20 protein-coding genes and 1 pseudogene are annotated in these 16,241 nt (G+C 41.3%); 16 read left to right on the top strand and 5 right to left on the bottom strand.

The genetic code is table 11. The annotated features are described in order from the left end of the window. The 10 genes and pseudogenes from TX85_RS27530 to TX85_RS09800 all read left to right on the top strand — a co-directional run. Positions 1–437, top strand: a 437-nt coding sequence (locus TX85_RS27530; RefSeq protein ID WP_044479955.1) for a sugar phosphate isomerase/epimerase family protein, incomplete at its 5' end; no start/stop codon positions are given. A 30-nt stretch (positions 438–467) separates the two neighbouring features. After that, the gene (locus TX85_RS09830; protein WP_044478951.1) at positions 468–881 is read left to right on the top strand and encodes a hypothetical protein; all 414 of its coding nucleotides are present in this window, start codon (positions 468–470) and stop codon (positions 879–881) included. 416 nt (positions 882–1,297) lie between these two features. Continuing rightward, on the top strand, positions 1,298–1,393 hold the full coding sequence (locus TX85_RS27525) for a putative holin-like toxin (RefSeq protein WP_222860706.1): 96 nt from the start codon (positions 1,298–1,300) through the stop codon (positions 1,391–1,393). A 164-nt stretch (positions 1,394–1,557) separates the two neighbouring features. After that, the gene (locus tag TX85_RS09825) at positions 1,558–2,295 is read left to right on the top strand and encodes a YdcF family protein (protein ID WP_049894892.1); all 738 of its coding nucleotides are present in this window, start codon (positions 1,558–1,560) and stop codon (positions 2,293–2,295) included. Between the two features lie 143 nt (positions 2,296–2,438). After that, positions 2,439–2,729: a type VII toxin-antitoxin system MntA family adenylyltransferase antitoxin gene (gene mntA, locus TX85_RS09820; RefSeq protein WP_044478949.1), complete on the top strand. Its 291-nt coding sequence runs from the start codon at positions 2,439–2,441 to the stop codon at positions 2,727–2,729. Further along, positions 2,726–3,037, top strand: a complete 312-nt coding sequence (locus TX85_RS09815; protein WP_044478948.1) for a HepT-like ribonuclease domain-containing protein — start codon at positions 2,726–2,728, stop codon at positions 3,035–3,037. Before mntA ends, TX85_RS09815 begins: the two co-directional genes overlap by 4 nt. A 45-nt stretch (positions 3,038–3,082) precedes the next feature. Then, a pseudogene (locus tag TX85_RS25830) lies at positions 3,083–3,486 on the top strand (3-hydroxyacyl-ACP dehydratase FabZ family protein). 239 nt (positions 3,487–3,725) lie between these two features. After that, a complete protein-coding gene (locus TX85_RS09805; RefSeq protein WP_044478945.1) occupies positions 3,726–4,415 on the top strand; it encodes a DinB family protein in 690 nt (229 codons plus the stop codon). A 266-nt stretch (positions 4,416–4,681) separates the two neighbouring features. Next, positions 4,682–4,777: a putative holin-like toxin gene (locus TX85_RS27520; RefSeq protein ID WP_222860706.1), complete on the top strand. Its 96-nt coding sequence runs from the start codon at positions 4,682–4,684 to the stop codon at positions 4,775–4,777. A 472-nt stretch (positions 4,778–5,249) separates the two neighbouring features. Beyond that, on the top strand, positions 5,250–5,894 hold the full coding sequence (locus TX85_RS09800) for a class I SAM-dependent methyltransferase (RefSeq protein WP_044478944.1): 645 nt from the start codon (positions 5,250–5,252) through the stop codon (positions 5,892–5,894). A 244-nt stretch (positions 5,895–6,138) separates the two neighbouring features. On the opposite strand, the gene TX85_RS09795 is transcribed toward TX85_RS09800, so the two are convergent. From TX85_RS09795 to TX85_RS09785, 3 genes are read right to left on the bottom strand one after another with little or no spacing between them, the layout of a single operon-like run. Continuing rightward, a complete protein-coding gene (locus TX85_RS09795; protein WP_101781129.1) occupies positions 6,139–6,822 on the bottom strand; it encodes a hypothetical protein in 684 nt (227 codons plus the stop codon). Between the two features lies 1 nt (position 6,823). After that, positions 6,824–7,693, bottom strand: coding sequence for an ATP-binding cassette domain-containing protein (locus TX85_RS09790; RefSeq protein ID WP_044478943.1), 870 nt, complete (start codon positions 7,691–7,693; stop codon positions 6,824–6,826). A 5-nt stretch (positions 7,694–7,698) separates the two neighbouring features. Beyond that, complete coding sequence (locus TX85_RS09785; RefSeq protein ID WP_044478942.1) at positions 7,699–8,067, bottom strand: GntR family transcriptional regulator; 369 nt, start codon at positions 8,065–8,067, stop codon at positions 7,699–7,701. Positions 8,068–8,309: 242 nt separating this feature from the next. Between TX85_RS09785 and TX85_RS09780 the strand changes: the two genes are divergently transcribed. From TX85_RS09780 to TX85_RS09755, 6 genes are all read left to right on the top strand, one after another. Continuing rightward, positions 8,310–9,014, top strand: coding sequence for an ABC transporter ATP-binding protein (locus TX85_RS09780; protein WP_044479952.1), 705 nt, complete (start codon positions 8,310–8,312; stop codon positions 9,012–9,014). Positions 9,015–9,016: 2 nt separating this feature from the next. Beyond that, positions 9,017–11,341, top strand: a complete 2,325-nt coding sequence (locus TX85_RS09775; RefSeq protein ID WP_044479951.1) for an ABC transporter permease — start codon at positions 9,017–9,019, stop codon at positions 11,339–11,341. 600 nt (positions 11,342–11,941) lie between these two features. After that, a complete protein-coding gene (locus TX85_RS09770; RefSeq protein WP_044478941.1) occupies positions 11,942–12,472 on the top strand; it encodes a hypothetical protein in 531 nt (176 codons plus the stop codon). Positions 12,473–12,541: 69 nt separating this feature from the next. Then, entirely contained in the window at positions 12,542–13,321 is a 780-nt protein-coding gene (locus tag TX85_RS09765; protein ID WP_233500676.1) for a phosphotransferase family protein, read from the top strand. 113 nt (positions 13,322–13,434) lie between these two features. Then, positions 13,435–14,199 carry a YqjF family protein gene (locus TX85_RS09760; protein WP_044478938.1) on the top strand — a complete coding sequence of 255 codons (765 nt, stop codon included), beginning with the start codon at positions 13,435–13,437 and terminating at the stop codon, positions 14,197–14,199. Positions 14,200–14,234: 35 nt separating this feature from the next. Beyond that, positions 14,235–14,846, top strand: a complete 612-nt coding sequence (locus TX85_RS09755; protein ID WP_044478936.1) for a class I SAM-dependent methyltransferase — start codon at positions 14,235–14,237, stop codon at positions 14,844–14,846. On the opposite strand, the gene TX85_RS09750 is transcribed toward TX85_RS09755, so the two are convergent. Both TX85_RS09750 and TX85_RS09745 read right to left on the bottom strand, forming a co-directional pair. Then, on the bottom strand, positions 14,800–15,360 hold the full coding sequence (locus TX85_RS09750) for a PadR family transcriptional regulator (protein ID WP_044478935.1): 561 nt from the start codon (positions 15,358–15,360) through the stop codon (positions 14,800–14,802). The genes TX85_RS09755 and TX85_RS09750 overlap by 47 nt on opposite strands. Beyond that, complete coding sequence (locus tag TX85_RS09745) at positions 15,357–16,199, bottom strand: sialate O-acetylesterase (RefSeq protein WP_044478933.1); 843 nt, start codon at positions 16,197–16,199, stop codon at positions 15,357–15,359. The genes TX85_RS09750 and TX85_RS09745 overlap by 4 nt, the downstream gene beginning before the upstream one ends. Positions 16,200–16,241 lie beyond the last annotated feature (42 nt).

The raw sequence follows: 16,241 nt of genomic DNA, 5'->3' as shown, positions 1-16,241 counted from the left end.
GGGAATCTTTGAGCGAAATTTGTAAAACGGCTGAAACGAACGGAGTCTATCTTCCCATGGAGGCGTTTACCAGCTTTTCTACACAAGTATTTAACCAGGCCGGGCATATCGCTAAGATGATCGAAGAAGTCGGGAGTCCGTATTTGAAAGGCTTGGCGGATACGGATGTTATGGCAACGACAGGTAAGGATACGATCCATGACTTCATAAGAGAACTCGGAAATGATTTAAATCATGTCCATTTTGTTGATGGCAATCCCGGAGGACATCTCGTTCCCGGAGAAGGCGTGTTGGATATGGCCGAAGCGTTAAAGGCGCTGAATGATATCGATTATAAGGGATATCTGGGCCTTGAATTGCTGGATAGAAGGTATATCCTGGATCCTGAAAAAGCGATGCGGGATTCGCTCACGTGGTTCGAAGAGCACTTATCTTAATAGTTAACCTGCGAAAGGAATGATAAATTAATGAAGGCGAATATCTATGCTCATGAGGGCGAAGGCATCGAATGCGTATATAAAAACGAGAAATGGCTGGTATGCATTAAAAACTGGAAACCGGATAACGATATCAATGGCATTCATCGTCTGGAAGTGCATCGCGAAACCGACGAACAATTCATTTTGGTAAAAGGCAAGGCAATTCTAATGGTATCGGAAAGGAAGGATGATCGGTTCGATATTGAACTGATCGAGATGGAACTGGGAAAGATCTATAATGTACCACAAGATACTTGGTTTTATACGATTATGCAAAAAGACACAAAAATGATGTATGTTCAAGACGCAAACACCACAAATGAAAACAGTGAATATTGCGAAATGAGCGAGACGGAGTTAGTTAATGTTAGAAAAAGAGCACTTGAAATATTTATTAATTGATTCACTGGTTATCATTGCGAGCGTTTCTCTGTACTCTACAGGGGGACGCTCGCAGTTATTTTCTGTCCAATTTTGCAAAAGCGCTTTAATATAGAAGAAGCAAGCAACCCAATATGAGTTACTGGTTCAATCGCCGACTGGCCAATCGAACGAGTCATTCCTTGATCTGAAGAGGATTTTCGAGGAAGCGGAATCAGCAGACAATCCTGCGAGGCTAAGTGGCGGGGCTACGGCAATTGCGTTGCCTTAAGCCTCTCGGGTTCGTGAATACAAGGACGTTATAGGAGATTCCGGCAAGAGCTTGTAATGAAGACAACGAACGAACGTTCTATCAATTATTGGGATATTATGGTAGGATAAGGTAGTACAATTGAATCTTGGGTGGGCATGGTTTCCCTTCGAGAGGGGGTGAGATCATGGAGTTGAAAGACGGAATTACTATCATGATTCTATTCGCAACATTTGTCTTGGCTCTTTTAACATACATCGGGAATAACTACAAGAAAAAGTAAAACCCACCCTAAGGTTTCGCGGCCATAGGTGGGTTTTTATGTCCTAATTGACTGAAGGGATATATCCATCCAAGCCAATTGTATAGCCGGGTGTTAGCAGCACCCGGTTTTCAAATACAAATGATACCATATTTCCAGGACCATGAAAACCTGAAATTGGAGTAATGATAAATCAAAACTGGAAAAGAAACCTAAGTAAAATAAATTTGAAAGGAAATAAAAAGCATATGACGATGATCCCTAAATTTCCTGCTGTTCCTGATTTAACGAATGAGCAAATTGAAGAGCTTACAATAGAAGTATTTTGTAATGATCAGAAGATAAAGAAAGCAGATCTAATCTTTGTTTTTGGGAGTACTGATCCAGGTGCGTTTCAAAAAACGTTAGATGCTTATCAAAAAGGAATAATTAAAGAAATATTAATTAGTGGTAGAGGAGCCACCCATGGGAAAAAACACGAAAGCTGGATGGATGGAAGTAAATCTGAAGCGCAATCAATAAAGGATAAATTACTATTGAACGGAGTGCCTGAAGAAATAATTAATATAGAGGATAGGTCCACTAATAGCAAAGAGAATGTGCTGTATTCTAAACAGATTTTTGATTTTTCGAATATATCCAGTCTATTATTTGTTTCGAAATGTCACGCTGCAGGTAGGCAATACCGGACTTTAAGGAAATACTTACCTAACAATATCGAGATGGGTCCTTATTCATATGAAACCATTATAAATGGTATATATATCAATCAATTTAATTGGATGCTCTATCCGGAAAGTAGATCACTTATTTTCGGCGAGTATTTAAGAATACTATACTATAGCCATAAAGGAGATATTGAATGTGTAAAAGGGATAGTTAATGGTTTAGAGAGCTATATAGAAAGAATTTTTGAGGGTTAATTCAAAGGTCCATCGTACCCGGAGCTTATGCCCTTAAGCCAGTGAGGATTCGTGAATACAAAGAATGTTATCCGGAATACTTCTAAAGCTTAAAATGCTTAATTACACTGAAAAGTGATATACTTTTATTGGAGGTGAAGTCAATGTCAATTCAATCTTTAATAAAATCCAACCACAGTTTGATCCTTAGTATTGCAAAATCAAATGGTGCAAAGAAAATTAGTTTGTTTGGTTCTGCAGCTCGCGGAGAAGAGCGTGAGGATAGTGATATTGACTTTCTAGTGGAATTTGAAGAGGACAAATCTTTGTTTGACCTTATCCGTTTAAAAAACGAACTTGAAGATCTGTTGAATAGACCGGTGGATATAGTAACTGAGAATTCGATCCATTGGAAAATGAAAGATAATATCTTAAGTGAGGCTATTCAATTATGAAGGACGAAAAAGTTTATTTAACACATATTTTAGAATGTATTGAATATATCTTTGAATTTACTCAAACCGGAAAGGAAGAGTTTTTTAGACAAAGGATTATTCAAGATGCAGTTATCAGAAATCTTGAGATCATGGGAGAGGCAACCAAGAAAATTTCAAAGGAATACCGTAATCAATATCTAAACATCCCGTGGCGTGAAATGGCAGGCTTACGGGATGTATTAATTCATGACTATTTTGGAGTAGACATTCAGGTTGTCTGGAGTGTTGTTAAGAATGAACTGCCTGGATTACATAAACAAATTTAAGTGCTGTTGAATGAGTAATTCTGAGAAGAGAAGTGGAGTCAAGTCATGATTGATATTTCAAGTACTATTCCTCATAGGTATCCGTTTTTATTTATTGATAAGGTATTGGAGGTTGAAGAAAACAAATGGGCAAAGGGATATAAACTTGTTACAAGAAATGAATGGTTTTTTATGAAGAAGATGCCTCTGTCCCAAGCACCTTGATAGTTGAAGCACTTGCTCAATTAGGAGCATTTGCTATGATCTCTACAGATAAAGGGCTTGGATTTCTATCTGGGCTTAAAGGAGTAGAAGTGCTAGGACAAGCGTATCCAGGGGATCGGATAGACCTATATTATGAAATTATCAAGAAGAAACGAGGGTTTGTAATCGGAAAAGGAATTGCGTCAGTAAACGAACAAGTCATTTTAAAAGCAGACGAAATCATGATTTACATACAAGCTAATTAAATGTAACTCGGGGAAGGCAACAACATCCGATAACACCGCATTCACGCATCGGGCATTCACCCTTGGTCCGCAAGATGGGTTTTCGGAGAAGCGGAATCAGCGGACAACCCTGCACCGGCTAAGTCTGACGACCCGGCAATTTGTGCCTTAAGCCACTTGGACGTCAGAAATGCGAGAACGTTATCGGAAATCAGCGTAAAACATTAAAATAGAAAATCTCAATAAAGGGAGGGATTATTTTGGATCTGAGCCAAAGAAAGCAATGGAATGAAAATCATAAGAAACTAACCAGTATTATTCTAAAACCAAGTGAATATCAGAATTCCATAGGCCTTTTCTTGAGTCAACATAGTTTGTTGCATTCATCAAAAATGAGCAATTCACCAGTTACTACTCTTGAAGATGATTTATTAAAGGATTTAATGGAGGAATCATTCCGAAAGTATCCTGTCGAAGCACCTGATACACGGAACTCTATTGTATGGCATGTGTGGCATGTTACACGTATTGAAGATATGACAATGAATATTCTCGTAGCTGAAGGCGATCAAGTATTACACACCTATAATTGGGCTAAGAAACTTAAAGTGGATTATCCGCATTCGGGAAACGAAATGACAGAAATTGAAATTGCTGATCTAAGTGAGAATATTGATATTAATGCATTACTGGAATATCGAATCGAAGTAGGACGAAAAACTCGAGAAATTGTATCTCATTTATTGCCAGGTGAATTTAGAAACAAAGTAGATGCAGGAAGAATTGATAATCTTAAAGAGCAAAATGCAGTAAAGAGAGAAGCATCTTGGTTGCTTGAATATTGGGGAAATAAGACAATAGCAGGATTAATACTAATGCCTGCGACAAGACATATTTTTCTGCATTTGAATAAATCGATCCGAATCAAAAAAAGGATTCAAAAAATATAGATTATCAGAATTTCGAAGAAGACGCAGACATCCTATATCTGATATATTCACGCTGCGGGCCGGCTTGCGCCGTCCCTTGGTTCGCTCCCATTGGGGGTATAAGGTTCTCGGGTTCGTGAATACCGGAATGGGGAATTCCGGTAAGAGCTTGTAATAAAGATGACAACCAACGAGCGATCTATCAATTATTGGGATATTATGGTAGGATAAGGTAGTACAATTGAATCTTGGGTGGGCATGGTTTCCCTTCGAGAGGAGGTGAGATCATGGAGTTGAAAGACGGAATTACTATCATGATTCTATTCGCAACATTTGTCTTGGCTCTTTTAACATACATCGGGAATAACTACAAGAAAAAGTAAAACCCACCCTAAGGTTTCGCGGCCATAGGTGGGTTTTTGTGTCCTAATTGACTGAAGGGATATATCCATCCAAGCCAATTGTATAGCCGGGTGTTAGCAGCACCCGGTTTTCAAATACAAATGATACCATATTTCCAGGACCATGAAAACCTGAAATTGGAGTAAAGATAAATCAAGACTGGAAAAAAAAACAACCAAAGAACAATATGTTGTTATATTCGAAGAAGTCCGAAACATCCTATAACACCCTATTCACGCTACGGCCGATGAGGGGGGCTTGGTCTGCAAGAGGATTTTCAAGGAAGTGGAATCAGCAGACAACCCTGCACCGCTAAGTCCGTCGGGCCTGGGGCATGGGGGATTATCAAGATTATGAAGAAGATATAAAAATGATATATGACTATATAGAAGATAAGATAAGAATGCTAGCTGAAATTGCTGATCGATAAATACATAGAACAGAGGTAATTATATGAAAGAATATTGGAACAACAGATTTATTCATGAAGGGCATATTTGGGGGAGTCAACCAAGTAAAACAGTAATTGACGCAAAGAGAATTTTTGCGCTGAATAGTGTTAAAACAGTTTTAGTTCCGGGAGCAGGGTACGGAAGGAATACAAAAATTCTATCTGATACCTTTCAAGTCGATGCAATTGAAATCTCATCCGAAGCGGTTATACTTGGAAGACAATGGGATACTGGAAGTCACTTTATTGAAGAGTCCATATTTGATTTATCATTTAATAACAAAAGATATGATGCAATCTATTGTTATGACCTTATACATTTATTTACTAAGTCGGAGAGAATGAGACTCATCAAAACATGTATCCAGCAATTAAATGAGGGCGGGATATATTATTTTACGTGTTTTTCAAATGAAGATGAGTCTTTTGGTGTGGGTAAGGAAGTCGAATATAATACTTTTGAATATAAGAAGGGAAAGATATCGCACTTTTTTGATGAAGATGACTTAATCAGTCATTTCAGTGAAACGGAAATAAAAGAAATAGGAGAAGTAGAAGAAGTTTTCGAATACTCAAATGACGTTTCTAGAACTTATAAACTCAGATATATCTATGGAAGAAGTAACAACAATACCTCAAAAGTCTGATCTTTATGAAGACGATATCTATGAGAAGAATCCAATGAAAATAATTATTCGAGAGATTCCCGAGGAAGAGCCCTACATCTGATAACACCGAATTATAATTAGCGTCAACTTATTGTACGCCTTTATGTAAGTGCGTCCGAAAGTATGACGCTTTTTGTATGAGCATTACACATATTGTGGAACATGAACAATTGCACTAACATGCTTATAGGTGAAATGCATAGTCAACGTCAGATTACCAGAATTAGTGCACCCGCACCCTAGTAAACAGCCATCCGCCTGCCACGAATAGAAGGTAAAGCAACAGGTTGAAGCCGACACCAAGCAAAAGCGAGTCGTTGAACAACAACGTTCGGAAAAAAGAGACGACATGAACTCGCAATGAAGGAATCGCCGTTCCGAGCGGAATCGCTGCTAGGATCAGTGCGGACAACAACCAGCCTACAGGGTTGGAATACCCCGATGCAAGCATACTAAGAAGCGCCATGGCCATCAGGTAAAAAGCTGTCTGATAGAGGAACGATCCTGTGAAGCCAAAGTCGTTCCAATGAAAGGCGTCGACTAAATCAACGGTACCGGAATAATTGTGAAATACATGCATTTGCAGCAGAATCCAAAGGGAGTTGAGCAAAGCAACGGTCGCCGCCCAGACGGCATAAACGCCATGCAGCCCCCTGAAATATTGCGCTCTGCTAGCGCCTAAATGAACAATGCGTCTGTAATAGCTTAATGGCAGCACGATAGCTATCAGCGGCAACAGGATAATGAGCATATTAGCCTCGGAAAGGCGGGATATCCCGCTGCTGTCTGTGAGGGAAGTAACGATAAGTTCGGCAGTTCTGCCAAGCAAGATAATCATTAAGACAAACCAAATATACATTTTGAGCTGTCTGTAAGTTGATTTCAAATAAACGGCCAAAGTATTCAAATCAGAGACCCCCTTCAATCAAATACAGGAATAACTTTTGAAGACTCAGCGCCTCGATCGAAATATCCAATTCGCGGGCTTGCCGGATGTCTGTATCAGCAAGCTTTTCGTAAATAGCAGCAAGCGTGCCCCGTCCATAGGCCTCGTGGTATAAAACGCGCTTGCTTTCCGTAAACGAAGCGACAGCCTCTGCATTTCCCCGAAGGAGATAGGCGGACATGCGTATCTTCTCCATGTCATCCTGCAGCAGGAGTGAGCCTGATTCAAGGATGAAGATGTGTTCCGCAACAGGCGCAATTTCGTCGATCAAATGCGTGGACAGCAAAATCGTGCGTGGATGATTGGCGTAATCCTCCAACAGCGTCTTGTAGAACCGCTCCCTCATTAAGACGTCAAGCCCCAGCACGGGCTCATCGTATAAGGTTAATGAGGCCCGGCTTGCAAGGCCGACTATATTTCCGATCAGCGACTGGGTACCTCTTGAAAGCTGCCGGATCTTTTTGTCCGGATCGACCAGAAAAAGGTCCAGCAGTTCCCGGGCGTAGGTCCAATCCCATTGGGGATGGAAATTCGCGGCAACCTGCAAAGCCTCGATCACCCGTGCTTCCCCGAAGTGCCGATATTGATCGCGGACATAACAAAAGTTCTCCGGCAGTTCTCTTTTGCCGAGCCTCTTTCCGTTAACCTGGATCGTGCCGGAATCCGCCGCGATTCCACCCGCAATGATATTCAGTAAAGTAGTCTTGCCGGCGCCATTCCGCCCAAGCAAGCCGTAAATCACGTTTTCCTCCAACTGCAAATCCAAATTCCGCAATGCGGCTACAGTGCCATAGGATTTGGTCAAATTGCCGCAAGCCAAGGCTATACTCACGGATTTCAGTCCTTTCTCATCTGTTTGATCATGGCAATGATTTCGTTGGTTGTCAGTCCAAGCTTATCGGCCTCGCTCAGCAGACCCGCCAGCATTTCCTTATAAAAACGATCTCTACGCTTCAACTGAATTTTCTCTTTTGCATCTGCCGAAACAAACATGCCAAGTCCTCTTTTTTTGTACAAAATTCCTTCATTTACGAGCAAGGCGATCCCTTTCACCACGGTTGCCGGATTGATTTGAAGCAGCTGGGAAAACTGGGCAACGGAAAGAATCTGTTCGTCCACGCGGAATGTGCCGTTCAGAATATCATCCTCGATTATATGGGCAACTTGCTGAAAAATCGGTAGATTATCATCGAAAGTGATGGTCATAGCTTCACCATTCGTCCTATTAGTATGTTACTCATCTAACATACCATAAGGGATGCGGAATCAATTGTCAATAGTGGATTGAAGCATGGAAAATAAACCAGAAGAGTCTGTTGACAGGGAAATGAATATGCATTACAGTATGCTACATAGGTAACATACTATTATGCCAATATACCGAAAGCGGTGGATAAACCCGAATGACGCGGAAGTTTCCGCACAGACAATCAAAGGAGATGGAGAACGTGAATAAGCTGATTGAATTCAAAAACGTGACAAAAGAATACAAAATGGGCGAGGTATCGATCAAAGCGCTGGATGGAATTGATTTTTCCATATCGGAAGGGGAATTTGTTGTTGTTTTGGGGGCAAGCGGAGCCGGCAAAAGTACGATTCTCAATATATTAGGCGGCATGGATACAGCTTCCTCGGGCCAAGTTCTTGTTGGCAGGCAAGAAGTTACGAAATTAAACGAAAAGAATTTAACCCGATATCGCGGTGAAAAGATTGGTTTTGTCTTTCAGTTCTATAATCTGATCCCGAATCTGAACGCATTGGAAAATGTCGAATTTGCCGCCGAGGTTTGCAAGGACCATCTGGATGCCAAGAGTATTTTGCAGAAAGTAGGATTAAGCGGCCGGATCAAAAACTTTCCTTCCCAGCTCTCCGGAGGCGAGCAGCAGCGGGTGGCGATTGCCAGGGCCGTTGCCAAAAATCCGCTGCTTCTGCTCTGCGACGAACCAACCGGGGCATTGGACTATGTGACGGGAAAAGCCGTGTTGAAGCTTCTGGAGGACTTAAACAGAGAAATGAAAAAGTGCATTGTTCTGGTTACGCATAATTCAGCGATCGCTCAGATGGCGGACAAAATCATTAAGGTAAAAAGCGGAAAGATTGAAAGCATTACAATCAATGAAAACAGACAACGCGCCGAAGGGATTGAGTGGTAAGCATGAAGCTTTTTTATAAATTACTCCGGGATATTAAACAGTCGGCAGGGCAGTTTCTTTCTTTCGTGCTGGTTGTCGCCGTAGGCGCCTTTTTCTACACGGGACTAGCCACCTTGAGCAATGATTTGAGCGATTATTCGGAGGTATATTTCGAAGAACATAATTTAAGCGACCTGAAAGTGTTCTACCGCGAAATCTCCCAAGAGGAGATCGCGGAGTTAAGTCAAGCGGAAGGGATTCAAAAGCTGGAGGGACGCTATACCTTTGACGCCACGGAAGCCTTCGAAGGCTACAGCGCGTCGTTCATCATTCATTCCATACCTGAAAACAACGAAATCAATACGATAGCTTTAACCGAAGGCGCTCTTCCGTCAAGCAAAGGCGAGATTCTGGTGGATTCCCGCTATGCTGGGGAGCATCACTATGCGGTTGGCGATCAAATCATGATGAACGTCCATGAAACGGAGCATGCTTTTACCATCAGCGGGTTGGGCGAAAACGTGGAGCACGTGAAAAAGAGCAATACACAAGATCATAAAAACTATGGAATTGCCTATATTGCGGAAGAAAGCATACCCGATATTGCGGGGCGTTTGTTCTACAATGAGGTATTGGTCGATGCCCAAAATGATTACGATGTCGAACAACTCGGCAAGTCTATTGAGGCACAGTCCGCAGAACTTTCCTACTTGGGTCAAGAGAGCAAGGAACGTGCATACGGCTATTCGCTTTTGAAGGCTACGCGGCATAATAATAGCCTGATGAGCAAGGTGATACCTCTCGTGCTTTTTATAATCGAAGCCATAATCTTGTGCCTGGCCATGTCCAGAATGATTGAATCTGAGCGAAATCAGGTTGGCATCATGAAAGCTTTGGGCACAAAAAACAGCAGCATTATGCTTCATTATATGGGCTATCCCGTGTTGGTTAGTATGATTGGGTCTGTTGTAGGCTATGTCATTTCAGCGCTGGTATTTGTTCCTCTCATCATAAACTCCAATGCAAGGTCTTATTCGTTGCCGGGCATTGAATTTTCCCAATCGCTGGATCTAATCTTGCCGCCAATCCTTATTTCCAGTTTATTCGGAATCATTGCTTGCTATATTAGCGGAAGGAATGTATTGAAGGAGCGCGCAGCCCAGGCGATGCGCCCCAAACCGCCAAAATCGATGAAAGCCATATTCATCGAAAGAATTCCCGGCCTTTGGAACCGCCTGCCTTATAACTATAAGCTCATTTTGCGAAATATCTTTTTGAATAAACGGAAAGTGCTGGCGAGTTCAATTGGTGTTATGGTTAGCACGGTATTGTTGATTACGGCATTTGGCACGCAAGCTTCTTTGCAACAAGTGGCGAGTCAGTTCGAGAAGGTATACTCCTACGACTTGCGGGTTGATTACAAAGCGAGCGAAGCCCTGGATGACCTTACTCTCCCTGACGGCGTTGCAAGCCATTATGTTTTGTCTTCTTATCCCATTGAATTGAAAAAGGATGAGCAAATCGAAACAGCTACCTTAATGGTGACGGAACAGGATAACGAGCTTATTCATTTTTTTGATAAAGACGGAAATCCTTTGCGCTTGGAGAATAATGGCGTGATCGTGCCTGGGTCGTATGCGGACCAAATGGGCATTGCGGAAGGGGAGTCAATTCCTATTATCTTTAAAAGTCCAGGGCTGGACAACAAAACCGTAGAAATGAAGGTTTTAAAAATCTCTACACAATATTCCAACCCGGCTTTTTATGTCACGCCAGACTATTTGACAAGCTTTGGACTGGACTACGAGCCAACTACGCTTTTGGTGAAGGCTGATCCTTCGGCAGATGTGGATGTCATCCGCGACTATTTTGGGCAGGATCAAAGGGCGGCCGCCTTGACCGGTATGGACGATGTTCGGAAAGAAGCCCGTTATATTTTGCAGCAAAACAGCTTTCCTTTTATCGCGTTTATCGTCTGCGCCGTATTCCTTTCGTTTGGTGCCATTTATACCATATCGTCCATCAACATCTTCGAGAGGAATCGCGAACTTGCAACGCTTAAAGTATTGGGCTATTACAAAAACAGGATCAACCGGCTTATCTTTTTTGAAAATATATTCATTACGACGTTGGCTGTGCTAGTGGCTTTCCCGATCTGCGGATATGTATATGAGTTGGTTGTAAAAGCGTTGTCGAGCACCCATCAGCAAATTCCGGATCAGTTGAATATCGCCATCGTATTGGTAGCGGCACTGGTTGCATTTATGCTCACCATAATGGCCAATCTGCTACTCAGACGAAAAGTGACCCGCATCCATATGATTGAATCCCTGAAAGGTTTGGAATAGCACTCAATTCATAAGAATAGCGATTTGGCGATTGTTCTTCATCATCATGGTAGATGATGGTACAATAGGTAGGACAATTGAATCTTGGGTAGGCATGGTTTCCCTTCGAAAGGAAGTGAGGCCGTGGAAGTAAAGAATGCATTGACGATATCAATTCTAACAACAATAGAAAGTAAAAACCCACCCCTAGGTTGACGCCAAAGGTGGGTTTTTATGTCCATTCGAGAAGGGATAACCCCATTGGAAAAGTAAAAACCTAAGTGAAAGGGCGGCGTTACAAATCGATAATTTATTTGAACTCTTTTTTGGGTCACTCTATGACAGAATCATATTAAAGATTAAAAGACAAAGGGCCCGTCTAATTCTTCGTTCACCCTCCAAGGAAGTTGAATGGATCCGCACTTTGGTTAAGGATTCCAGGTACACCAGGGCACTATTAAGTGATGAAAACTTATTGGATTTATTTATTGATAGAGAATACCGAAGGGATCTGTATAAAGATCCTGAAATAAGAATGCAATTTATCACCCGATTAGAAACAAGTTTTTTTTACAATCTGCAACGTAAAATTAATTATTAAATACAAACAGAGGATGAATAATGAAAATAAAAGTTGCGTTTTCTATCCTATTATTGATTTTATTGGCTTCCATTGGAAGTATGGTCTATTACAACATAAATTATAAAACTTTTGATGAAGCAATAAGTGAATCCAACGTTTCTATTGATGAAGTTTTCCATACTACTGACTATAAAGGGCACACTATCATTTTTTATGGAGAAAGAGATACATTATCAGTTGGATTAATTGAAAAGACACTTTTTGGATATCGTTGGAGTATTGGAGTAGGAAGTAAGATGTTCAACGAAGAAAATCAAATGATCACGAGGATGTTTAGCAACTTACATCCAAGAGAAATACGATCTGATGATGACCTTGTTCCTCTAGTATTTGGTATTATTTATGACGATTCAATAGACAAGATAAAAATAAAATATAAAGACCAAAATATTACCGAAGCAACAATTATTGAGACAAGTAAAGGTCGTATTTGGTATTGTTTCTCAGATACACCTATCAATTATGATCCGGAGGTTCAAATGACATATAGGGATGGTACAGCAATTTGAAGGTAATTTATTCGCAACGTCTTGTTGCTCGAAGGGAAGGAATCCATGAGGCACGGTGATTTGCTTGGAATGGGTAATACAGCAAATGTTTATCAATGGGGAAATACGGAGGCCATAAAGATCTTTCATGATCAGGAGCGTTCAAGGTATGAAGCAAGCAAAGAAGCCAAGAATGCAGAAATTATAAATAATTTAAATTTAAGAGCACCAAGATTTTGTGGAACATTGGAATATGAGGGAAAGCAGTGTCTTCTTTATGAAAGAATTAACGGTCCTACAATGCTTATGCAAATAGCGCCTACCATCTCCAGTATTTCTTACTACGCCAAACAATTAGCACAACTTCAAGTTGAAATACATCAAGTAAAAGTAGGAATTCAACCAAATTTAAAAACCGAATTGTCTAGTAAAATATTTTCTTATGAAATAATAAGTGAAGGTGAGAAACAAGTAATTAAAGAGATTTTAGAGCATCTCCCTGAGAGCAATACTCTTTGCCATTATGATTTTCACCCTGGAAATATCATTCTATCTTCTGAGGGTCCGATTATCATTGACTGGTTGAATGCACTGGTTGGTCATGAGGCAGCTGATGTGGCAAGAACTTCAATGATGCTACAATCTAATACCTTACCGCCAAATGCTCCTGAGATTTTAATAAGAAGAGAGCTTCGAGAGTTGTTCCATGAAGAATATGTAAAAGAATATGTCATGTTAAGCGGGAAGGAATATGAAGAGATAACGAATTGGACAGTACCCACCTTAGCATATCGGATCGGAGAAATGAATGGTTCGAATCAAATTGAGGTGTTGTCAAAGTTAAGAATGGGTTTAAAAAACCTTAGATAGCTCTTATCTTAGGCCCAGTTTTTTCGTAAATATAAGATATCGCAGCAGGATATAAAGGAGAGCTTCCGGAGACCCTACAAAGATAGAAATGAGATGAAAAGGAGAAGGGAGCTATGAAGCCTGATGAAATTCTGGAAATTCATAAGCATCGCCCATTTGAGCTACCGGAGGGCAGCTGGGTGATGAGGCAGGTCTGGCATGATCTTTTATTTGCTCATTGGCCAATCGAAAAAGAGCTGATTACTCCCCATATCCCAAAGGATCTTCAGTTGGATCTTTGGCAAGGAGCTGCCTGGGTTACCATTTCGCCGTTTTACATTCGACCATTACATATTCGGTGGCTTCCACCACCCCCATTTGTCCGTTCTTTTTTAGAATTTAATATGAGGACCTACGTCACTTATAAAAATAGGCCGGGTATTTATTTACTCAGTGTAGATGCTTCGAGCCGGCTTGCAGTTGAGGCTGCAAGATTTGCCGGACTACCTTATTTGAACGCGGATATGAGTATGAAGCAGAGGGACGGAATGTTTTACTATGCCAGTGAGAGGAAAGATAAACGAGGAGAATCTGCGAGCTTTAAGGGGATATATTATCCAACAAGCAATGAGGTTTTCCATGCATCTCATGACTCACAACTATATTGGCTTACAGAGAGATATCGTCTATATACCCAGAAAAGAAACGGCGTAATGTTGGCAATCGATATTCATCACATGCCCTGGCCGCTTCAAACCGCCGAATTAACGATTGAAAAAAATTCAATCGGTGAGGTGCTTGAAATTAAACTTCCAAACAGCAAAAAGCCGATATTAACCTACTCAGGTCGCCAAGATGTTTTGATCTGGCCGCCAAAGAAAGTAGAAAGCCGTGGATGAAAGAAAGAACTGCATATAACAGGAGGTGTACTTTCATGGAAAAAAGAAAGTTAATAAGTTTATTTGATAAACAAGCAGTGCAATATGACAAAAATAGAGAAAACCCAACACAAGCACGTTGGCGTAAAAAACTTTTAAGCCATGCCGGGGGTGAAGTGCTTGAACTTGCGGTGGGGGCAGGCGCTAATTTCCCGTTTTATCCTCCAGAGATAAAGCTTACTGCGGCTGACTTTAGTGAGATGATGATCGAAAAAGCCCAACTGGCAGCAAAGCACTATCGCATGAATGCAGATTTTATTTGTGCTGACATTGAAGAAATGAACTTTTCCGAGCAATCCTTCGATACAATTATTTCGACCTTATCATTTTGCAGCTACAACAATCCGCTAATGGTGTTGGATAAAATCAACCGTTGGTGTAAGCCTGACGGGAAAATCCTGCTAATTGAACATGGGATTAGTTCTAACTACATGGTCTCCATGATCCAAAAGCTCCTTAATCCACTTTTATACCGCAGTTATGGATGTCATCATACCCGGGATATTCTTGGACTGATCCAAGAATCGGGTATTCAAATCGAGAAAGCAGAAAGCTACTGGTTCAATATGGTTCATCTTGTTTGGGCAAAACCGGCCCCTCAATTTTAGCTTTCAATTGTTGAAACCATTCTAAATTAACCAAGTGATGAGAATGGGAATTTTCGTTCATAAGGCGGTAGTAATCGGTCATACCGGGAACTTCCTGTGTGTTGGACAGGTATTCATCAAGAAGAGCAATTCGCGTCTTAGTCTGGTCGATTTGAGATTGAATCAACTCCAGCAATTTGTTTTTGTCGTATTCATTTGCAAATAGCAGTGCCCCATAAAATTGTAGGTTTACATATTCCGATTTGGTCCCGTATTTGACCATTAATTTTTCGAATTCAGCCCTTCCCGCTTTAGTGATATTATAGCTCCGAATTTCACGCCCGCTGGTTGAAGGTTTCTGCTGGATCTGTTCAATCCAACCTTTTTCTTCAAGTTGCTGAAGATTGTAATAAAACGAGCCCTTCGTGAAGTTTACAATGTACTTGTAATGGCGTTTTTCCATGAATGCCAGTAGTTCGTAGCCGTGAGCGCCGGGGTTTTGAATGAGCAAGCCAAGAATGAGTAAAGGGATCAAGACTGCATCACCTTCGCCATCTGTGCCTCAAATTCCGCATACGTGATTTTACCCGAGGCCAAATTTAGGCTATGAAGGTAAATCTGTTCTGTTTTCGAATAGTCACACGCTACGCTAAGCGACTGCTCCTCCCCGGGAATGGGTTCCAGGACATGACATTTCTTTGAAAACGCCTCGAAATAGCGGTAGCCGAATTTGCGTTGCGAGACCGCATCTAAATGAATGCCATCCGGGTTCGCGGTCAAATCTGCAGCCGTTACAAAATAACAATTATGCTGTTCGCTGGCAAAGTGCTTCAATTGTTCATTGACTTGCAGATACTCTGTTGCATGCTGTCCGAAACCGGTCTTCCCAAGGAAATCACCGAGTCCGCCTATAATCAACGGTACCTCTTTAAGATTCAGCTCGTTTCTTAGAGTCTCGAGGATGTTCTTTAGTTTCTCGTAATAAGTTTCGTGCAGCGAACCATAACTGTCGCTTTCGCCCTGGTGCCAAAGTATTCCGGAAATTTGACTGGAGCGCTGGGCGAAGCGGGCTTCGGACAAAGCATGCTGAAAAAGTATTCCCTCCGGATGCCAGTCATTTAATGAACTGCCGCCTTCCGCACAAGGAATCAGACCGATTTCTTGATCGGGATTAGCTTTCGACCACGCATTGGCAAAAGAGGCTGCCAAGCTTACACCTGAAACCGGGCGGTCGTAATTAATAGGCTCTGTCATCATCTGCCACTGTCCATTTCGCAGCATTTTTATTTTTTCGTTATAGATAGGATCGACTTCATGTAAAAATCCACGGCCTGCCATATTCGACTGACCTAACATTAAAAATGACTTGATCATTATTTGTTACTCCTTTACTTCTTGACTTTAGTCTAATTAGAC

The sequence above is a fragment of the Paenibacillus antibioticophila genome (assembly GCF_000455265.1).
Classification (GTDB): Bacteria; Bacillota; Bacilli; order Paenibacillales; family Paenibacillaceae; genus Fontibacillus; species Fontibacillus antibioticophila.
This window is presented reverse-complemented; position numbering and strand designations above follow the sequence as displayed.